Source organism: Pseudolabrys sp. FHR47 (genome assembly GCF_005153485.1).
GTDB lineage: Bacteria > Pseudomonadota > Alphaproteobacteria > Rhizobiales > Xanthobacteraceae > Pseudolabrys.
In genome coordinates this window covers 905906-924234 of record NZ_CP039740.1, presented here as the reverse complement: position 1 = coordinate 924234, position 18329 = coordinate 905906, and the positions used below count along the sequence as shown (strand labels likewise).

Here is an 18329-nt window from a genome sequence, read left to right as displayed (position 1 = left end):
GTCATTGTGATTTACTCTGCGAAGCGAGGGCGCGGGCGACGATGCTCAGGGTCAGAACCGACAGGGTGATGATGAGCGCGCCGGTCCAGGCGAGCTCCTGCCAGTCCTTGTAGGGGCTCAAGGCGAACTGGAAGATGACGACCGGCAGGCTGGCCATCGGAGCATTCATATTGGTGCTCCAGAACTGGTTGTTCAGCGCGGTGAACAACAGCGGCGCGGTCTCGCCGGAGATGCGCGCCACCGCGAGCAGCACGCCGGTGATCATGCCGGCGCGGGCGGCGCGGTAAGCAACCTTCTGGATCATCAGCGCACGCGGCAGGCCGATCGAGGCCGCCGCCTCGCGAAGCGTGTCCGGCACCAAAGTGAGCATGTCCTCGGTGGTGCGCACCACCACCGGCACAACGATCACGGCAAGCGCGATGGCGCCGGCCCAGGCGGAGAAGTGGCCCATCTGCGCGACCATGATCTCGTAGACGAACAGGCCGATCACGATCGACGGCGCCGACAGGAGGATGTCGTTGATGAATCGGACGACCGACGAGAGTTTGTCGTAGCGGCCGTACTCCGCCATGTAGGTACCGGCCAGGATGCCGAGCGGCGTGCCGATGATGACGGCGAGTATGGTCATCGCTAAACTGCCGAGGATCGGGTTGAGCAGACCGCCGGCCGATCCGGGCGGCGGCGTCATCTCGGTGAACACCCGCAGCGACAGACCGCTGAAGCCTTCCCACAACAGCACCGCGAGGATGAGCACCAGCCAGGTCAGGCCGAAGCCCGTAGCGGCATAGGCCAGCCCCATGGTGATGCCGTTCTTGCGCCGCCGCTGGGCGTAGAGCGGACTGTTTGCACCTGAAACAAGTGCCATGATCAGGCTCCCACGCGGGCGTTGAGGCGCATCAGCATGATGCGAGCGAAGGCCAGAACGATGAAGGTAATGACGAAGAGGATGAGGCCGAGCAGGATGAGCGAGGACGTGTAGATCGGCTCGACCGCTTCGGTGAACTCGTTGGCGATGGTCGCCGAGATGGTGGTGCCGGGCGCGAGGATCGAAGCCGATATGCGGTGCGCGTTGCCGATCACGAAAGTCACCGCCATCGTCTCGCCGAGCGCGCGGCCGAGGCCAAGCATGACGCCGCCGATGACGCCGACGCGGGTGAACGGCAGCACGACGTAACGCGACACTTCCCAAGTGGTGCAGCCCAGACCGTAGGCGGCCTCCTTCAGCACCGGCGGCACGGCCGCGAACACGTCACGCGAAATCGAGGTGATGAAGGGCAGCACCATGATCGCCAGGATCAGGCCGGCGGTGAGAATGCCGATGCCATAAGGCGGGCCGGCGAACAGGTTGCCGATGCCGGGCACGTTGCCGAGGGTGTTGATCAGGAAAGGCTGGACGTATTGCTGCAGGAACGGCGCGAAGACGAACAAGCCCCAGATGCCGTAGATGATCGACGGAATGCCGGCGAGCAGCTCGATGGCGATGCCGATCGGGCGGCGCAGGAACATCGGGCACAGCTCGGTCAGGAACAGAGCAATGAAGAGGCCGATCGGAACCGCGATCACCATCGCGATGATCGACGTAACGATGGTGCCGTAGATCGGCGAGATGGCACCGAACTGTTCGGTGACAGGATTCCAGCTTTCGGTGACGAGGAAGGCGAAGCCGAACTTGCTCATGGCCTCCCAGGAACCCCAGACCAGCGAGACAATGATGCCACCGAGGATCAGAAGGACCACAATCGCCGCGCCGCGTGTGAGCAGGCGGAAGCCGATATCGGTCAATCGCAGCTTTTGCAGAACCTTGCTGCGGTCGGACGTCTCCGCGATCGAGACATTCCCGCTTTGCAACGCAACATCCGCCACAGGTTGCCTCCCCCGGCTTTCCATCCGACGCTCCCGTAGCTGGTGTTCCTGCGGGCGGTCGGCAGTTCGATACGCCATCCGGCCATACGCTAGCCGTCAGGCCGACACCGGCCGCCACCTGCGATGATGGCCGGATGATAACGTGAAGAAGGAAGGGGCACCAGAACGGCGCCCCTTCCGAAGCGATGTGGATTTAGTTGGTAACGGCGTAGATCGGCTTGCCGTTGGCGTCGGTCACTTCCTTCGCCCAGTAACCTTCGATGTCCTTCACGACGTTCGTCGGCATGGGAACGTAGTGCAGTTCTTCCGCCAGCTTGTCGCCCTTGCGATAGGCCCAGTCGAAGAACTTGAGGGCATCGGCCGTGACGGCGGCATCAGCCGGCTTCTTGTACATGAGGATCCAGGTCGCGGCAGTCATCGGCCACGACTTGTCACCGGGCTGGTTGGCGAGGATCACGCCGTAGCCGGGCTTCGACTTCCAGTCGGCGTTGGCGGCGGCGGCCTGGAAGGCTTCCGACGTCGGGGCGACATTCTTGCCGGCGGCATTGACCATGTTGGTGTGGGTCAGCTTGTTCTGCAGCGCATAGGCATACTCGACGTAGCCGATCGAGCCCTTGGTGTTGCCGACGTTGTTGGCGACGCCTTCGTTACCCTTGGCGCCGATGCCGACCGGCCACTGCAGCGCGGTGTTCACGCCGACCTTCGACTTCCAGTCCGCGCTGACTTCAGCGAGGTAATAGGCGAAGTTGAAGGTGGTGCCCGAACCGTCCGAGCGGTGCACGACGGCGATGGCCTGGTCGGGCAACTTAACCTGCGCGTTGAGCCTTAACCTGCGCGTTGAGCTTGGCGATGGCCGGCTCGTTCCACTTCTTGATCTCGCCGAGGAAGATCTTGGCGAGCGTCGGGCCGTCGAGAACGATTTCGCCCGGCTTGATGCCGTCGAGGTTCACGACCGGCACGATGCCGCCCATGACCATCGGGAACTGCACGAGACCGGTTTCGTCGAGGTCCTTACCGCTGAGCGGGGCGTCGGACGCGCCGAAGGTCACGGTCTTGGCCTTGATCTGCTTGATGCCGCCACCCGAGCCGATCGACTGATAGTTCAGGCCGACACCGGTCTCTTTCTTATAGGAGTCCGCCCACTTGGCGTAGATCGGATAGGGGAAAGTCGCGCCGGCACCCGAGATGTCGGCGGCATTGGCCGGAAGAGACATCGCGGCGGCGACGAGGCCGGCGGCTGCCAGTACGGTCCAGTGTTTCAAGGGATCTCTCCATGTTTGCGGCCAAATCGAAAGAACCCGCAGGCCCCTCGATTCCGAGGCCCGAACGGGCGGCCGCTGTTGTTAAACGCACCCCGAAAAGGCTTCGGTTCGGGAGTTTTCTGGGCGTTGGCACAGTTCGTTTCCGAAGCCCACGGTCAGCCATAGAGTTGGCCTGTCATGGTTTTATAAAGCTTCCATGACAATCACATGACAGTGCAAGACATTGAAATGTATCGATATTATACGCCGGAGGGGGTTTCGGCTGTGCGTAACGGCAGGTGCATTGTGAAGGTCGCGCCCTGCCCCAAAGTGCTCTCTACCGCCACCCGTCCGCCATGCCGGTTGAGGATGTGCTTGACCAGCGCGAGGCCGAGACCCGTGCCGCCCTGCGAACGGCTGTCGGCAACGTCCACCCGGTAGAAGCGCTCGGTCAGCCGCGGCAGGTGTTCGGGTGCGATACCGGGGCCGAAGTCACGCACGGCGATCCGCGCTTCCGGCGCACCGGCGCGGGTCTGCGCCCGCGACAGCGTGATGTCGACGCGTTTGCCAGCGGCGCCATATTTGAGCGCGTTCTCGACCAGGTTTTCCAGGGCGCGAATAAGCTCATCGCGGTCGCCGAGCACGGTCAGCGGCTCGGGCGGCAACACCAGGCGGATTTCGACCTGCCGATCGCGCGCCAAAGTCTGCAGGCCGTCGGCGACCTGCCGAACCAGCGACGCCAATTCAACCGGTGTACTCGGCGCCATATGGGCGTTGAGTTCGATGCGGGACAGCGACAACAGGTCGTCGATCAGCCGCGCCATGCGCGCGGCCTGCTGCTGCATGATGGCGAGGAACTTCTCGCGTGCCGCGGTATCGTTCCTGGCAGGCCCCTGCAGCGTCTCGATGAAGCCGAGAAGCGCGGCCAGCGGCGTGCGCAGTTCGTGGCTGGCATTGGCGATGAAGTCCGCGCGCATTTCCTCGACGCGGCGCAGCGGCGTCAGGTCGTTGAAGGTCATGAGCAGCAGGTCGATATGCGCGCCGTCGGCCTCCGGCAACGACACCGGCGCGACGAAGGCCTCGAACCAGCGATCGTGCGGCACGCGCTCGATGAACTCGACGCGCTGCGGCTCCCGCTTCTTGGTGGCGCGGCGCACCGCATCCACCAGTTCCGGCATGCGCAGCGCGATCAGCGCCAACTCGCCGGCGCGCAGCGCGGGCGCGATGCCTCGCGCCGCCTGGTTGAAGGCGACAACGCGGCCGTCGCGATCGAGCACGATGGCCGGCGCCGGCAGGCCGCGGATCAAGGCATCGATCAGGCTCACACGCCGGGCCAGCCCACCGCCGCGTCGCGGCGATGGACGCGCGAGCGTAGTCTCGGTGCCGCGGCCGGTCAGCGCACGCCAGGCGCCGCGCAAACGTCCCGGCCGCGCGTTATCGCCTGAATCGCCAGAACCGTTATCGCTCGTCATGGGGCCATGCCGTGATCAACGCGCGCATTTTAGCATGTCACTTAACATGTCACTTGGCACGTCACTTGGTACGTCACTTGGCGTTTGACCCGTTGCCTTCGAGCTCGGTGCTGATCGGCTTGGTCACGGTAGCCACCGGATGCAGCTCGATCTTCGGCCGCGTGCCCTTGAGGCTCAGCCATATCTCACGGATGCCGATAATGGTGACGGCGAGCGCGAACGGCACGAGATAATAAAGCAGACGGAACAGCAGCAGCCCCGCGAGCAGCTGTTCCTTGTCGTACTGCCATAGCGCCACCAGCATGGCGGCGTCGAATACGCCGAGGCCGCCCGGGGCGTGGCTGGCGAAGCCGAGCAGTGTCGCGGTGACGAAGATGACCGCCAGCGTGATGAAGTCGATATGCGGCTCCGCCGGCACCAGCATGTACATCGCCAGCGCGCAGAACATCAGGTCGAAGATGCCGATGACAATCTGCAAGAGTGTCGTCGGCCCGTTCGGCAGGTTGACTGTCCAGCCGCCGCGGCCGATCTCGCGCGGCGCCGTGAACACCCAGGCGAGATAGCCGGTCAGGACAACGAGCAGGCCGATACCGATGGCGCGATTGACGCCCGGCCCGAGCTGGTCGATGGCGCCGGCGGCTTCGGGATGAATGGTGATGCCGATGCCGAGCACGGTGACGTTGCCCAGCCAGAAGGTGAGTCCCGCGACGAAACAGATTTTGGCGACATCGACGGCGTTGAGGCCGTACATCGAGTAGATGCGGTAACGCACCGCGCCGCCGGTGAACACCGTGGCGCCGATATTGTGGCCGATCGAGTAGCTGGTGAAGCCCGCGAGCGCGGCGATGCGATAGGGAATGTGCGTCTTGCCGATGGTGCGCAGTGCGAACAGGTCGTAGAAGGTCAGGGTGAAATAGCCGCCGGCGACGAACAGGGCGGCAATCGCCACGTCCGTCATGCTGATTGCGTGCACCGCCGCCCACACGTCGTTGACGTCGATCTTGTGCAGCATCCGGTACAGGACGGTCAGGGCCGTACCGATAATGACCAGGCTCAATACAAAGCCGACGCGCTGCCAGCCAATGTAGCGATTGAAGAAACGCGCCACCGCGCGCAAGACATCCAGCATCGTTCCTCCGCGGCGTAGTCCCCTAGCGGTACATGGCGTGCTTATTCGAGATCCCCAGAGTCTCAAATGAGGCGGCCCGGACGGACCGCCTCAATGTCGCCATGTACGCATCGCCTGCGCGAGTTCCCCCGTAGCAGAACTGGGCGGGGCAAGCGAGGGTTAGATGGCCCTGCGAATTGCCGCGCCGACCGCGACAGAATCCGGCCGGACACGTCGGTTCCGGCCAGCATACAGACCGGCCGTCCACCAATACCGACGCAAAAAACCCCGGCGTCGCCTTGGCGAAGCCGGGGTATTTTGCCGGTCATTGCGTGTCAGTCGCAGACCGTGACGCGACGCAGGCGCTTGCCGTAGGGGGTGTGGACGACCCGGCGGACGACGTAGCAGTCGGAACCGGCGTAGTAGGCGGGGCCGTAGAAGCCGACGCCGAAGCCGCCGTAACCGCCGTGCCAGCCGTGGCTGCCGTGCCAGTGCTTGTGCTTCCAACCGCCGCCACCGGCGGACGCCGTGGTCGGAGCGAGAGCGGCGGCGGCGACAACAGCGACGGCGCCAAGGGTGATGGTGAGCTTGCGGATCATGGTCATGGAAGTCTCTCCTCGGGGTTCGAATTCAGGAATGTGCCTCTCACATCCTGACCATGGGTCGCGGGACGACCGGGAAAGGTTCAAAGTTTTTTTGGAGACCGGCGGGCCACCGGTAACACCATGGTTTGAAACGATTTTTTACGGAACGCCGAGTTGCGGAACTCTGGCAAGCGGGCACCCTGAAGTGCCGACCATCACATTTTACGGCCGGCCCGTGCGATACATTTGAACCGAACCGGCGGTTGCCGCGACACAGGTCTATGAGCAAAGGCCGCGATGCAAACGACGAACGACGACGTCCTGATCAGCCGGATCGCCAACGGCGACCGCGTTGCCATGCAGGTCCTGTTCGCGCGGCATCATGTGCGGGTGTACCGGTTCGTGCTGCGGCTGGTGCGCAACGAGGCGACGGCCGAAGATCTGATCAGCGAAGTGTTTCTCGACGTCTGGCGTCAGGCTGGCAAATTCGAAGGCCGCGCGGCGGTGTCGACCTGGATACTGGGCATCGCGCGCTTCAAGGCGCTGTCTTCCATGCGGCGCAAGCCCGAGCAGGAACTGGACGACGAGACGGCGGAACGAATCGAAGACCATGCCGACAATCCGGAAACGGAGTTGGCAAAGAAGGACAAAGGCGCGCAACTGCGGCAGGCGTTGACGCGGCTGTCGAACGAACATCGCGAGATCATCGACCTTGTCTACTATCACGAGAAATCGGTGGAAGAAGTGGCCGCGATCGTCGGCATCCCGGAAGCGACCGTGAAGACGCGCATGTTCTATGCGCGAAAGAAGTTATCGGAACTTCTCAAAGAGCAAGGCATCGATAGAGGCTGGCCATGAGCACGACAGATAAAGAAGCGCACGGCGATATCGAAGAGCTTCTGCCGTGGCATGCCGCGGGCACGCTCAGCCGCCGTGACGCCCAACGTGTCGAGGACGCACTTGAGCGCGATCCCGAACTCGCCCGCCGCTACGCGCTGGTGCGCGATGAGCTCGGCGAGACCATTGTTCTCAACGAAACTTTGGGCGCGCCCTCCTCGCGCGCGATGGAAAATCTGTTCGCAAAAATCGACGCCGAGCCGGCGCGCACCACCATCCGTTCACTCGGCTTCAGCGCTCGGCTCAACGAATTTTTCGCCAGCCTGTCGCCGCGCACGCTCGCCTTTGCCGGCGGCGCCGCCGCGCTCGCTATCCTTCTGCAGGCCGGGATCATCGCGGGGGTCATGCTCAAGGAACGGCCCGCAGATGGCTATGTGACCGCATCGTCGACCACAGCGGACGCGAATGCCGGCGCGTTTGTGCTCATCCGCTTCGCGCCGCAGGCGACGCAGGACGAGGTCACCAAATTTCTCGAGGCCAACAAGCTGGCGATCGTCGCCGGACCGACGAGCGGCGGGCTGTATAAAGTGAAGGTCTCGCCGGCGCTGCTGCCGCAAACGGAACTCACCGCCATCGTGAAGAAGCTCCAGGACAACAAGGTGGTCGGCTTTATCGCGAGCACCCAGTAACTCCGCCACGGAGGACAAGCCATGCCTATCAAGCGCAATGCCATATTGTGTCTCGCCGCGGCGACAATGTTGATAGCCGCTCCTCTGTCGATCGACGGCGCCGCTCACGCGCAGCAATATCGCGGCGGCAAACCATCGACCGGAAGCCCCGGTGGTGGTGGCAGCGGCGGTGGACCGGGTTGGGGCGTGGTCGTGCCCGGCATCATCATGGCGATACCGCATCTGGTGCCGCCACCGCAGGACCGGGAGATCGTCGACGATCAGCCGCGCCAGCCGCGACGTCCTCCGCCACAGAACGCGGCACGACGCGGCCCGAGCGGCGCCCCGCCGGCTAACGAGAGTCGGCTTGTGCCGGACGAAGTCGTGATCGAACTGCGCAATACCGTTCGGCCGCAGCAGATCGACGCACTGCAACGACGGCATCGGCTGTCGCGGATCGAGTCTCAGGTCAGCCAATTGTCCGGCACCACGCTCTATCGCTGGCGTATTCCGGATCGCCGATCCGTCGCGCAAGTCGTGCGTGAGCTCGAAGCCAACAATCTCGTCGTCTCGGCGCAGCCGAATTATCTTTATACGTTGCAACAGACAGAGCAGAAGCCAACCGGCGACCCCGCGCAATACGAACTTGCCAAGCTGCGCTTGCCGCAAGCACATGAAATCGCGCAGGGCGAAGGCGTGCCTGTCGCAGTCATCGATTCCGGCATCGACACCGAACATGACGAACTCAAGGGCAGCGTCACCGATTATTACAACGCACTGTCAACGCCGATGGCCGCGCATAGTCACGGCACCGCCATTGCCGCGCTGATCGCCGGGCACGGCAAATTGCTGGGCGCAGCGCCGAAAGCGAAGATTCTCGCCATCCGCGCCTTCGACCCGAAAGGCGGCAGCGCCGAAGGCACCACATTTGGCATCCTGAAAGGGATCGAATGGGCCGCCGCCAAGAACGCCCGGGTCATCAATATGAGTTTTGCCGGACCGAACGACCCGGCCATTCGCCGCAATCTCGACGCGGCATACAAGAAAGGCATCGTGCTGGTCGCCGCCGCCGGCAATGAAGGGCCGACATCGGCACCGCTTTATCCGGCCGCCTACCCCAATGTGATCGCGGTGACGGCGACCGACGCCGAAGATAAATTGTTCGCGCAGTCCAGCCGCGGGCGGCACATTGCGGTGGCTTCGCCGGGCGACCAACTTCTGGTGGCCATACCGGACGGATATGAAGTGTCGTCCGGTACTTCTTACTCCGCGGCCGGTATCAGCGGGATCGTGGCCCTGATGCTCGAGCGCGATGGCCGTCTGACGCCGGCCAAAGTGAGCGCCATTCTGCAATCGACCGCGCGCGATCTCGGGCCGAAAGGACGCGACCCGGATTTCGGCGCCGGCCTTGTCGATGCGATGGAAGCATTGAGCGCCAATACCGTACCGGTCTCCGCCGCCTCAAGCAGCAAGCAGCCTGTCGAGCGCGTCAGCACGGGCGCTCGCTGAGACCTAAGTGAAACTCCGGAGCTTGCAGTGGCCGCCAAAAACGGCCACCTGTGAGGCTAGTCAAGAGATCCTACCGGAGTGCCTGTGAGCCACGACGCCAGCCTCGACCCGCGGATGATGCCGCTGCGCGTCACCCGCAATGACCCGATCGCCGACGGTGTTCATTTGTTCGAGTTTCAGGGGAACGGCGGGCAGGCCCTGCCGGAATTTTCCGCGGGCGCCTATATTCCAGTCCGCGTGCCGAACGGCGCAATCCGCAAATATTCGCTGTGCAACGATCCGGCCGAGCGCGACCGCTACCAGGTTGCGGTCAAGCGCGAGAGCAGCGGCAGCGGCGCCTCCGGCGAGTTGATCGACCGGACCAAAGCCGGCGATATCGTCATGGTCGGCGAGCCGGTCAACGTCTTCGGGCTGCCGCCGCGCGCCCAGGACTTCCTGTTCATCGCCGGCGGTATCGGCATTACTCCGATCATGTCGATGATCCGGCACGTGCACCGCGCCGGTAAGCGTTTCCGCCTGATCTACATCGCGCATTCGCCGGAGATGGCGCCGTTCCGTGAGGACTTATCGGCGCCGGAGTTCAAGGACTTCGTCACCATTCATTACGACCATGGCGATCCCGCCCGCGCCTTCGACTTCAGCTCATATCTGAAAGAACGGCAGAACCGCGAGCATCTCTACTGCTGCGGTCCGCGTCCGCTCATGGAGACCGTTCGCGAGTTGACCGATCACTGGTCGCCGACGGCCCTACACTTCGAAGCCTTCGCGCCAGCGGCCAAACCGCCCGGCGGCGATCATGCCTTCCGCGTCAAGCTGGCGAAGTCCGGCAAGACGCTCGACGTGCCGGCCGACAAATCCATCCTCGATGTGCTGCGCGGCGCGGGCTTCGAGGTACCGAGTTCGTGCGAGACCGGTACCTGCGGCACCTGCCGTGTCAAGGTGCTCGCCGGCGAGGTCGATCATCGCGATCTGGTGCTGTCGCATGCCGAAAAAGCCGACACGATGATGATCTGCGTGTCGCGCGCCAAGGACGACGAGATCACGCTCGATCGGTGATCGGGCTACTGCTGGATCGTTCGCAGATAGGCGACGACGGCATCGGCGTCGTCGGCATTGAAGTGGAATTCCGGCATGTCGGGATGCGACGACGCCAGCCCCCGGCGCAGTTGCCGCGCGAACCGATCGAGATCGAAGCTCTCGCCGATAACACGGAACGGCGGCGCCGCCCGATGGGGGCTCGTATCGAGCCGATCGATGGCGTGACAGCGCGCGCAGTATTCCTTGAGCAAGGCGCGGCCGCGGGCGGCCGGCTCCTGGGCGCGGGCTTCTACCATCCCCGCAAGAAGCGCGGCGGCGGCAAAGGCGGCGAGAATGTGTCGTTCCCGACTCATGGCGACGACACGTTTAGCAGAAAGCCGGGCCGCCGCCTTGACCTTTGTCAGGCGGCGGCGTGGCGTTTTTCAGACGCGTTTTCTTAACGCGAACCGGTATCCACTTCGCTTGAAAACGCTACGTTTCAGCACATTTTGTCGGCGAGCTTGCGGAACGCGGCGAGCTGATCCGGCAGCAATTCGCGCTTGTCGTCGCGGCCGACGAAAATCTTGAACATGATGCCGCCGTCGCGATTGAACAGCAGGATCGACGCCGACAGCCGCCCGAAGAACGGCCTCTCCATGAAGCAGATGCCGGCGCAGCGTTCGGCGCGCAGATGACCGTGCAGACCCTTGGCGCCGGAGAGGTTATAGAAATTGCGCGCCTCCGAGCCCGGCGGGATCGGCCCGCCGAATTCGAAGATGCCATCGTCGGTGTGAACGATGAAGGTGACGTCGCCCCAGGCGGCGACCTCGCCCATCACCTCGACGAAGGCCGCGGTGGTGGAAAAATCCCCTTTGGCGAAGCGGATCATCGAAGGCGGCATTGCCTCGACGACCTCGCGGCAGGTGACGCCATTTTCCTCGGCGAAGGTTTCAATGACGACGCCCGGCTCGGCCGCGAGCTTCGCTCGCAGATCGGGCGCCGCCGTCAATGTGTCGGACATTGTTGCTACTCGCGCAAAGAAGGCGCCGCCGTCAGGCGACGGCGGCCTTGTTGGTCTGCGTGAGCTTGACCTCGAAGCCCTCGAACTGCGGGTGGCCGATATAGAGCGGCGCGCTGCTCGAGTCGTTACCGGCGCGGGCATGCGCCGCACGGAATTCTTCCGATTTGGTCCAGGCCTCGAAATTGGCCTTGCTCTGCCACACGGTGTGCGACGAATAGAGCGTGTGATCTTCCGCTTCCGGGCCCTTGAGCAGGTGGAATTCCACGAAGCCCGGCATGCGGTCGAGATAGGACTCGCGGCTCGACCACACTTTCTCGAAAGCCTCCTCGGAACCCTTCTTCACCTTGAAACGGTTCATCGCGATAAACTGGGACATGACGTTACCCTTTTGGCTGGCGCTTGCTGGCGCGGGTTAGTGTAGCAAAGCCTTCAATCCGGCGGTTCATCAACTCACACTCCACCGAAGTGAACTTTCACAGCGGCCTTGTAGGTGATGCCGGGTCCCGGCGCGGTCCACAGAATGTCGTTCTGGGTCGTGCCGTCGGTCGAGGAACCCGGGATGGCGTAAGGCCGGTAGTATTCGTTGAAGACATTGTCGATGCCGAGATTGATCAGTACATCCTTGGTCGCCTGATAGGTCGCGTAGAGATTGACCAGATTGTACGACGTCGACGGAACGTAACCTGCCGGGATGTCCGTGTTGGCCGCGACCGACGACCACTGCGCCGACAAAGTCAGCTTGCGGTCGAGCAGGCGCACGCCGCCGGTGGTGGTCACCCGCGCCGGCTGGATCGTGGCGAGGCCGACCCCAGTCTGGGTGTTCTCGCCCTTCTGCAGCGTGCCGTTCACACCGATGAACCAGAGACCGGCATCGTAATTGACCTCGGCTTCAAGGCCACGGATGCGGGCGCTCGGAATGTTCTGGTACTGGTAGTATTGCGAATAGGAACCGAACGGCGGCACTGGCGTCGGCGCCGATGCGACCAGATCGATGTAATCTTCGACATCGTTCTGGAAGACGTTGACCTTGGCGCGGAACGTGTCGCCCTTGGTGGCGATGCTATCGAACTTGAAGTTGATGCCGACTTCCTTGTTCTTGCCGACCTCGGGACGAAGATTCGGATTCGGCAGGAAACAGAACAGGCCCGACGAGCCATCCGGACAGTTGAAGAAGGTCGGACCGCCACCGGTGGCGTGGGCGCCGGCGATCAGGGTTTCCGTGATCGACGGTGCGCGATAGCCTTCGGCATAGCTGACGTAAGGCGTGATACCGGGGACCGGCGTGATACCCACGGTGATCTTCGGCGACACGCGGCTGCCATCGGTGGTCGTGCTGGCCGACTCCAGTCGATAATGATCATAACGCGCCGCGCTAATGATCTCCAGCCAGCTCGAATAGTTGGCTTTCCACTGCAGGAAGCCGCCGGACACGGTGCGCTTGCCGCCGGGCGTGGTGACGTTGGAATTGCCGCGCGAGTCCGCCGTCGCGACGTCATCCTGGAACCCGTCGATGCCGTAGGTGAAGGCGTTCTCCCAGCCCGCAATCGCGACGCGAGACGTATTGCTGAAATCGAATCCAACGGTGTCGATCTGATAGCTGCGCGGATCACCGACGCAGCCTGAGATGTTGTTGCCAGTGCCGCCGCCGCAATAGGCGGCGCCAGACGTGCTGTAGTGATAGGATTTCCACTGGTCGGTCGCCGTGCGCGTGGCGTAAAGACCGAGATCAAAGTCGAACAGCCGATCCTCCGGCCTGCTGTACTTCCAGCGCAAAGTGCCCTGGTAGTTCTTGGTGACGGAATCGTACACCGACGAGCCCTGATAGAGCGCGCGCTGGGCCGCCGTCGTGGTCGGACCGCGGTTGATCTGGCCAGTCGAGTAAAGATCCTCCTGGAACAGGCCACCGAACTTGACCTCGTGGCCATCCGCCGGACGCACCGTCACCTTGAGCAGACCGCTCGACGCGTTCAGTCCGGTATTGCCGACCTCGGTGCCGGCGCCGTCCTTGTAGTTCTGCTGGGAGCGATAGATGGCGCCCGTGAAAAGATCGAGTTTCGGATTGACCCGCACGCCGCCAAACGTCGATATCCGGCCTTGCTGCTGATTGGTCCCGCCGGCCACACCGACATCGAAGCCCCACTTTTCGCCGGGGCGCAGAACGTCGTTGATGTCCTTCGTCTGGAATGACACCACGCCGCCAATGGCGCCTGAGCCGTAGATGTTCGCGGTCGGGCCGCGCACAACGTCGACGCTGCCGATCAGTTCAGGATCGAGAAAAAACGAGCCCTGCGCACCGTGACCGGAGCGCTGATAGTTCTGCCGCGCACCGTCGACAATGGTGGCGACGCGACCGAAGTCCTGCAGGCCGCGGATGTTGATGGTGGTGGCCGGATCGTCGCCGCGATCCTGGGTCCACAGGCCGGGCACATAATAGAAGAGATCGGACACTCGCTTGGGCTGGGTTGTCTGGATTTTGTCCTGGCCAATGACACTGACCGGAGCCAGCGAGTCGGTCGCCTTCTCCGGCGTCTTGGTCGCCAGAACGGTGATCGGATCGAGCACCAGAGCTTCCTGAGCGGACGCTGACCGCTCGCCCAACGTCAACGCCATTGATGAAACCGAAACCAGAAGCGCAATGGCGCTCCCGCGAAGCACAGTCATGTCGACCCCCAACCCGTAGCCGGTGTTTTTGGATTTTTCGGCGGGCTGGCAGGCGGACCTCATTCGGGACCACCGGGCTGGCTGGCTTTTTGAACTGCTTACCGCAGCAAATGTTTGCCTTTGTAACGACCGTGTATTACTGAGGTCAAGGCATGAATAAACAAGTTATAAATGCTCTAAACTAGCGGATCGCCATGTATTCGTAGTTTAAAATGGCTCAAAATTATAAGCAACAACATGGCATAACATTACGAATACTACGAGAGCGACGGCGATGAGCGATGAAAAGGCCGCCGATGGCCGAAGCAATGTGACACTGAGTGCAAGTCATACCGATACCGCGCGCAGTGTTTCACTTAGCGAAAACCGCATTGATAGCCGCGCGCTGTTTGCCGGCACTCGCGAAATCACCATTGCGCATGGCGACGAGACTTACCGGCTGCGCCTCACGGCGCAGAACAAACTGATCCTCACCAAGTAACGGCGCGAGAAATCCGATGCACTGTAGCTTCCAGACAACACTTCGCGGTGCACTCGCGCGGGTCCTTGTATTTGCCGTCGCGATGACGCTCGCCGCGCCGGCTCTAGCGCAAACGACAGCGACCGACGCAACCGGACGCAGCATCACGATCCGCGACACAAGCCGCATCGTTTCGATCGGCGGCGCGGTGACAGAGATTCTTTACGCTCTCGGTCACGGCAAGGACATCGTCGGCGTCGATACGACCAGCCTCTACCCGCCGCAGGCGATGAAAGAGAAGCCTAATGTCGGCTACATGCGCCAATTGTCGGCGGAAGGCGTGCTCGGCCTCAATCCGAGCGTGATGATCGCCATTGCCGGCTCGGGTCCGAAGGAAACGATCAATGTCCTGGAAGCGGCCAAAGTGCCGCTCGTGGTCATTCCGGACACCTATACGGAAGCCGGCATCGTCGAGAAGATCAAGCTGATCGGCAAAGTAGTCGGTGCAACCGAACGTGCGGCCTGCCTCGCCACCCAGGTCCACAACGACGTCGCCGCGCTAGAGAAGATTCGTGCCGGCATCAAGACCCCCAAGCGCGTGCTGTTCATGCTGTCCTTTATCAACGGCCGCGTCATGGCGGCGGGGCGCGGTACCGCGGCTGATGGCATCATCACGATGGCCGGCGCCGTAAACGTGTTCCACGGTCATGAATCCTACAAGCAGATCACCGACGAAACGGTGATCGCCGCCCGTCCCGATGTGATCGTCACCATCAGCCGCGGCGGCCCCGGCGAACTCAGCGCCGACACCGTGTTCGCGCAACCGGCGCTCGCGGCGACCCCCGCTGCCGCCACGAAAGCCTTCGTTTCGATGGACGGTCTTTATCTGCTCGGCTTCGGACCGCGCACCGCGCGCGCCGCGCGCGACCTGGCGCTGACGCTTTATCCCGAACTCAAGAGCGCTGCGCCCCTGCCCTCCGAGCAGGCGGGCGGCAAAGGCGCGTGCGTCGAATGAGCGACGCTGTCGTCAGCGGACTGATCGCACGGCCGGCCGGATCGCGGCTGCGCGCGCTGCTGGCCGGCCCGCTGCTGTTTCCGATTCTTCTGTCGATCCTGTTGATCGTCGTCGTCGCAGCAACGGCGATCGGCGGCGCCGGCATTCCGCTCGAGCGCATTCCGGCGGCGCTGGGCTTCGCCGACCCGGTGGCCATGACCGAGCGCGACCGGCTGGTTCTATTGTCAGTGCGTCTGCCACGCATCGCCATTGCGATCGTCATCGGCGCCATGCTGGCCGCGAGCGGCGCCATCATGCAGGGCCTGTTCCGCAATCCGTTGGCCGATCCGGCGTTGGTTGGCGTGTCCAGCGGCGGCGCGCTCGCGGCCGCCACCTCGATCGTCATCGGCGACCGCATGGCGCAGAAGTCGATGCCCGTATCTTTTGCCATTCTGCCTCTCGCCGCGTTCGGCGGCTCACTCGTCACGACCGCGATCCTGCAAAGGCTGGCGAGTCGCGGCCGCATCACCTCAATCGCCATCTTCCTGCTGGCGGGCCTCGCCATTGCCGCGCTGGCCAATGCCGGCATCGGACTTCTGGTGTTCATCGCCGACGACCGCGCCTTGCGCGACATCACCTTCTGGATGCTCGGCTCGCTCGGCGGCGCGACTTGGGAGAAAGTATCGCTGATCGCGCCGTTCCTGCTCGCCATGCTGGCCGCCGTGCCCTTCATCGGCCGCGGTCTCGACCTTCTCGTGCTCGGCGAGTCCGAGGCCTTTCACATGGGCATCGCCGTCGAACGTTTGAAGCGCGTCGCTATCGTGCTGATCGCAGCGATGACGGGCGCCGCCGTGGCTTTCGCCGGTGTCGTCGGCTTCGTCGGCATCGTCGTCCCGCATCTCCTGCGCCTCGTCATTGGACCTGGACATCGGAGGCTGCTGCCGGCCTCGGCTATCCTGGGCGCGATCCTGCTGCTCGCGGCCGACACGGCCGCACGCACCATCGCCGCCCCGGCCGAGGTGCCGATCGGCGTGCTGACGGCGCTGGTCGGCGCGCCCTTCTTCCTCGTCCTGCTGCTGCGCCAGCGCGGATTGGCCGGGCTATGAACGCGATCGACGTCAACGCATTATCGGTGAAGGTCGGCGCCAAGCGCCTGCTCGACGGCGTGTCCTTCAAGGTCACGCAAGGCGAAACCGTCGCCGTGATCGGCCCGAATGGCGCCGGCAAATCGACGCTGCTGCGCGCAATGTCCGGCGAGATCGCACCGACCGACGGCGCCATTCTGCTCAAAGGCCGCGCACCGCAGGCCTGGCAGCCGCGCGAACTGGCTTTGCGCCGCGCCGTGCTGTCGCAGCACGTCACCGTGACATTTCCCTTCACCGTGCTCGAAATCGTGCGCATGGGCGCCGGCGACCGCCGCGGCAAAGCCATCGACGCCATGGCGGAAGCGGCGCTCGCCGCCGTGGACCTCACCGGCTTTCAAGATCGCATCATCGGCACCTTGTCGGGCGGCGAGCAGCAGCGCGTGCACTTCGCCCGCGTCATGGTGCAGCTCGCCTGCGGCGAGGAAGCGCACGGCCCCGGCATTCTCATGCTTGACGAACCGACGGCCAGCCTCGACCTGCGGCACCAGCTCGATCTGGTATCGGTCGCGAAGCAATGCAGCGCGCGCGGCACCACGGTGATCGCCATCGTTCACGATCTCAATCTCGCCGCGCTGGTGGCCGATCGGATCATCGTGCTCGGGAATGGCCGCCTCGCCGCGGACGGCGCACCGGCCGACACGATCAACGACGGCACAGTGAGCCGAGTCTTCGGCGTGTCATCGGCCGTCGGGCTGATGCCGCAAGCCGGCGCGCCTTTCGTGCTGCCACATCGCGCCGAACGGCTGCGCGCCTGAACATCAGCGCGCCTTGCCGCTACGCTCCTTCTTGGCCTGCTTCGCCGCGCCGGGCACATTGCGCCGCATCAGATCGAGCAGATATTCGGCGGCCGGCGTCAGCGGCAGACCGGCGCGGCGGACGGTGACGATCGACGGCGCGCGCAAGCTTTCGCGGACCGGAATGCGCGCAAGCTGATCGCCGATCCAGGGCGATTGAATCCACTGGACCGGCACCATCGCCAGCAGATCCGTCGCAGCCAGTGACGACATCAAGGTCAAGGTCGACTGGCTGCGCAGCGCCAGCTTCGGCGCCGGAAGATTGAAGCGGCTGAACAACTCGCTGAGCTCTTCCTCGGCCTTTAAGGTAACCGATGTGGTCGCCCATTCGGCGTCGATAAGTTGCGACAGCGAATGCGCATCACCGAGCGGATGACCTTTACGGCCCAGGACGATACGGACATTCTCGAACAGCAATTCCTGCACGAGGTCGCCCGGTGGCGCCTGCACGGGTTCCGGACCGACGTAGAAATCCATGCTGCCATCACGCAGCGCATTCTCGAGGGTCGTATACCAGCCCTCGATGAGATGAAGCTGAACGTTGGGATAGCGGGCGCGAAACAGCGGCAGCGCCTTCGGCAGCAACGCCGTCAACGCCACCATCGACAGACCGGCGACGACTTCGCCACGTGTGCCGCCATGAAGCTGCTCGACCTCATCGCGCGCCCGGCGCACTTCGCTCAGCACCGCATTGGCGCGGCGTACGAAAGCTGCACCCATCGGCGTCAGAATCATGCCGCGGGCGCGGCGCTCGAACAAAGGCACGCCGAGCTCGCGCTCGAGATCGCGCACACTGCGGGTCAGCGCCGGCTGGGCGAGGTCAAGATGGCGGGCGGCAGCGCGCAAACTGCCGCGTTCGGCCACGGCCACGATGTCTCGGAGTTGACTGAGCTTCACAGTCCACCGATAATGAATAGGTATCGCTTGGACGCATCTCACATCTATCCGTGATCCC

At 63.6% G+C, this 18329-nt stretch carries 18 protein-coding genes and 1 pseudogene; 8 read left to right on the top strand and 11 right to left on the bottom strand.

Annotation, left to right across the window (positions count from 1 at the left end):
- Window position 1: 1 nt before the first annotated feature.
- The 6 genes and pseudogenes from pstA to E8Q40_RS04565 form a co-directional block, all read right to left on the bottom strand.
- Entirely contained in the window at window positions 2-865 is an 864-nt protein-coding gene (gene pstA / locus E8Q40_RS04590; protein ID WP_137043274.1) for a phosphate ABC transporter permease PstA, read from the bottom strand.
- Between the two features lie 2 nt (window positions 866-867).
- Window positions 868-1863, bottom strand: coding sequence for a phosphate ABC transporter permease subunit PstC (gene pstC, locus E8Q40_RS04585; protein WP_246662998.1), 996 nt, complete (start codon window positions 1861-1863; stop codon window positions 868-870).
- A 193-nt stretch (window positions 1864-2056) separates the two neighbouring features.
- Window positions 2057-3077, bottom strand: a pseudogene (gene pstS / locus E8Q40_RS04580) (phosphate ABC transporter substrate-binding protein PstS).
- 287 nt (window positions 3078-3364) lie between these two features.
- Entirely contained in the window at window positions 3365-4576 is a 1212-nt protein-coding gene (locus tag E8Q40_RS04575; RefSeq protein ID WP_137043272.1) for an ATP-binding protein, read from the bottom strand.
- 73 nt (window positions 4577-4649) lie between these two features.
- Window positions 4650-5705, bottom strand: a complete 1056-nt coding sequence (locus E8Q40_RS04570) for a lysylphosphatidylglycerol synthase domain-containing protein (protein ID WP_137043271.1) — start codon at window positions 5703-5705, stop codon at window positions 4650-4652.
- 314 nt (window positions 5706-6019) lie between these two features.
- Window positions 6020-6289, bottom strand: a complete 270-nt coding sequence (locus E8Q40_RS04565) for a sulfur globule protein precursor (protein WP_370455229.1) — start codon at window positions 6287-6289, stop codon at window positions 6020-6022.
- A gap of 276 nt (window positions 6290-6565) precedes the next feature.
- On the opposite strand from E8Q40_RS04565, the gene E8Q40_RS04560 reads away from it, so the two are divergent.
- The 4 genes from E8Q40_RS04560 to E8Q40_RS04545 all read left to right on the top strand — a co-directional run bounded on the left by E8Q40_RS04560 (window position 6566) and on the right by E8Q40_RS04545 (window position 10338).
- Entirely contained in the window at window positions 6566-7126 is a 561-nt protein-coding gene (locus tag E8Q40_RS04560; protein WP_137043270.1) for a sigma-70 family RNA polymerase sigma factor, read from the top strand.
- Window positions 7123-7794 (top strand): hypothetical protein, encoded by a 672-nt coding sequence (locus E8Q40_RS04555; protein WP_137043269.1) that lies wholly within the window; start codon window positions 7123-7125, stop codon window positions 7792-7794. Before E8Q40_RS04560 ends, E8Q40_RS04555 begins: the two co-directional genes overlap by 4 nt.
- Window positions 7795-7815: 21 nt before the next feature.
- On the top strand, window positions 7816-9282 hold the full coding sequence (locus E8Q40_RS04550) for a S8 family serine peptidase (RefSeq protein WP_137043268.1): 1467 nt from the start codon (window positions 7816-7818) through the stop codon (window positions 9280-9282).
- A gap of 84 nt (window positions 9283-9366) precedes the next feature.
- Complete coding sequence (locus tag E8Q40_RS04545; RefSeq protein WP_205995689.1) at window positions 9367-10338, top strand: PDR/VanB family oxidoreductase; 972 nt, start codon at window positions 9367-9369, stop codon at window positions 10336-10338.
- A 5-nt stretch (window positions 10339-10343) separates the two neighbouring features.
- Here E8Q40_RS04545 and E8Q40_RS04540 read toward each other — a convergent pair whose 3' ends face one another.
- The 4 genes from E8Q40_RS04540 to E8Q40_RS04525 form a co-directional block, all read right to left on the bottom strand.
- Window positions 10344-10673, bottom strand: coding sequence for a cytochrome c (locus tag E8Q40_RS04540; RefSeq protein WP_137043267.1), 330 nt, complete (start codon window positions 10671-10673; stop codon window positions 10344-10346).
- Between the two features lie 125 nt (window positions 10674-10798).
- Window positions 10799-11320 (bottom strand): heme utilization cystosolic carrier protein HutX, encoded by a 522-nt coding sequence (gene hutX, locus E8Q40_RS04535; protein ID WP_137043266.1) that lies wholly within the window; start codon window positions 11318-11320, stop codon window positions 10799-10801.
- 31 nt (window positions 11321-11351) lie between these two features.
- Window positions 11352-11696, bottom strand: coding sequence for an antibiotic biosynthesis monooxygenase (locus tag E8Q40_RS04530; RefSeq protein WP_137043265.1), 345 nt, complete (start codon window positions 11694-11696; stop codon window positions 11352-11354).
- A 74-nt stretch (window positions 11697-11770) separates the two neighbouring features.
- Window positions 11771-13930 carry a TonB-dependent hemoglobin/transferrin/lactoferrin family receptor gene (locus E8Q40_RS04525; RefSeq protein WP_246662997.1) on the bottom strand — a complete coding sequence of 720 codons (2160 nt, stop codon included), beginning with the start codon at window positions 13928-13930 and terminating at the stop codon, window positions 11771-11773.
- A gap of 325 nt (window positions 13931-14255) precedes the next feature.
- Between E8Q40_RS04525 and hemP the strand changes: the two genes are divergently transcribed.
- From hemP to E8Q40_RS04505, 4 genes are all read left to right on the top strand, one after another.
- On the top strand, window positions 14256-14462 hold the full coding sequence (hemP, locus tag E8Q40_RS04520; protein ID WP_137043263.1) for a hemin uptake protein HemP: 207 nt from the start codon (window positions 14256-14258) through the stop codon (window positions 14460-14462).
- An 82-nt stretch (window positions 14463-14544) separates the two neighbouring features.
- Window positions 14545-15456 carry a hemin ABC transporter substrate-binding protein gene (locus E8Q40_RS04515; protein WP_137043262.1) on the top strand — a complete coding sequence of 304 codons (912 nt, stop codon included), beginning with the start codon at window positions 14545-14547 and terminating at the stop codon, window positions 15454-15456.
- Window positions 15453-16541: an iron ABC transporter permease gene (locus tag E8Q40_RS04510; RefSeq protein ID WP_137043261.1), complete on the top strand. Its 1089-nt coding sequence runs from the start codon at window positions 15453-15455 to the stop codon at window positions 16539-16541. The genes E8Q40_RS04515 and E8Q40_RS04510 overlap by 4 nt, the downstream gene beginning before the upstream one ends.
- Complete coding sequence (locus tag E8Q40_RS04505; protein ID WP_137043260.1) at window positions 16538-17335, top strand: heme ABC transporter ATP-binding protein; 798 nt, start codon at window positions 16538-16540, stop codon at window positions 17333-17335. Before E8Q40_RS04510 ends, E8Q40_RS04505 begins: the two co-directional genes overlap by 4 nt.
- A 3-nt stretch (window positions 17336-17338) precedes the next feature.
- On the opposite strand, the gene E8Q40_RS04500 is transcribed toward E8Q40_RS04505, so the two are convergent.
- Window positions 17339-18244: a LysR substrate-binding domain-containing protein gene (locus E8Q40_RS04500; protein WP_205995680.1), complete on the bottom strand. Its 906-nt coding sequence runs from the start codon at window positions 18242-18244 to the stop codon at window positions 17339-17341.
- Between the last annotated feature and the right edge of the window lie 85 nt (window positions 18245-18329).

Excerpts from the sequence above, each read along its gene's own strand:
- E8Q40_RS04510 (WP_137043261.1), top strand. The coding sequence starts at position 15,453 with ATGAGCGACGCTGTCGTCAGCGGACTGATCGCACGGCCGGCCGGATCG.
- E8Q40_RS04530 (WP_137043265.1), bottom strand. The coding sequence starts at position 11,696 with ATGTCCCAGTTTATCGCGATGAACCGTTTCAAGGTGAAGAAGGGTTCC.
- hutX (WP_137043266.1), bottom strand. The coding sequence starts at position 11,320 with ATGTCCGACACATTGACGGCGGCGCCCGATCTGCGAGCGAAGCTCGCG.
- E8Q40_RS04575 (WP_137043272.1), bottom strand. The coding sequence starts at position 4,576 with ATGACGAGCGATAACGGTTCTGGCGATTCAGGCGATAACGCGCGGCCG.
- E8Q40_RS04550 (WP_137043268.1), top strand. The coding sequence starts at position 7,816 with ATGCCTATCAAGCGCAATGCCATATTGTGTCTCGCCGCGGCGACAATG.
- E8Q40_RS04540 (WP_137043267.1), bottom strand. The coding sequence starts at position 10,673 with ATGAGTCGGGAACGACACATTCTCGCCGCCTTTGCCGCCGCCGCGCTT.
- E8Q40_RS04555 (WP_137043269.1), top strand. The coding sequence starts at position 7,123 with ATGAGCACGACAGATAAAGAAGCGCACGGCGATATCGAAGAGCTTCTG.
- pstA (WP_137043274.1), bottom strand. The coding sequence starts at position 865 with ATGGCACTTGTTTCAGGTGCAAACAGTCCGCTCTACGCCCAGCGGCGG.
- E8Q40_RS04515 (WP_137043262.1), top strand. The coding sequence starts at position 14,545 with ATGACGCTCGCCGCGCCGGCTCTAGCGCAAACGACAGCGACCGACGCA.
- E8Q40_RS04505 (WP_137043260.1), top strand. The coding sequence starts at position 16,538 with ATGAACGCGATCGACGTCAACGCATTATCGGTGAAGGTCGGCGCCAAG.
- E8Q40_RS04560 (WP_137043270.1), top strand. The coding sequence starts at position 6,566 with ATGCAAACGACGAACGACGACGTCCTGATCAGCCGGATCGCCAACGGC.
- E8Q40_RS04525 (WP_246662997.1), bottom strand. The coding sequence starts at position 13,930 with ATGGCGTTGACGTTGGGCGAGCGGTCAGCGTCCGCTCAGGAAGCTCTG.
- hemP (WP_137043263.1), top strand. The coding sequence starts at position 14,256 with ATGAGCGATGAAAAGGCCGCCGATGGCCGAAGCAATGTGACACTGAGT.
- E8Q40_RS04565 (WP_370455229.1), bottom strand. The coding sequence starts at position 6,289 with ATGACCATGATCCGCAAGCTCACCATCACCCTTGGCGCCGTCGCTGTT.
- E8Q40_RS04570 (WP_137043271.1), bottom strand. The coding sequence starts at position 5,705 with ATGCTGGATGTCTTGCGCGCGGTGGCGCGTTTCTTCAATCGCTACATT.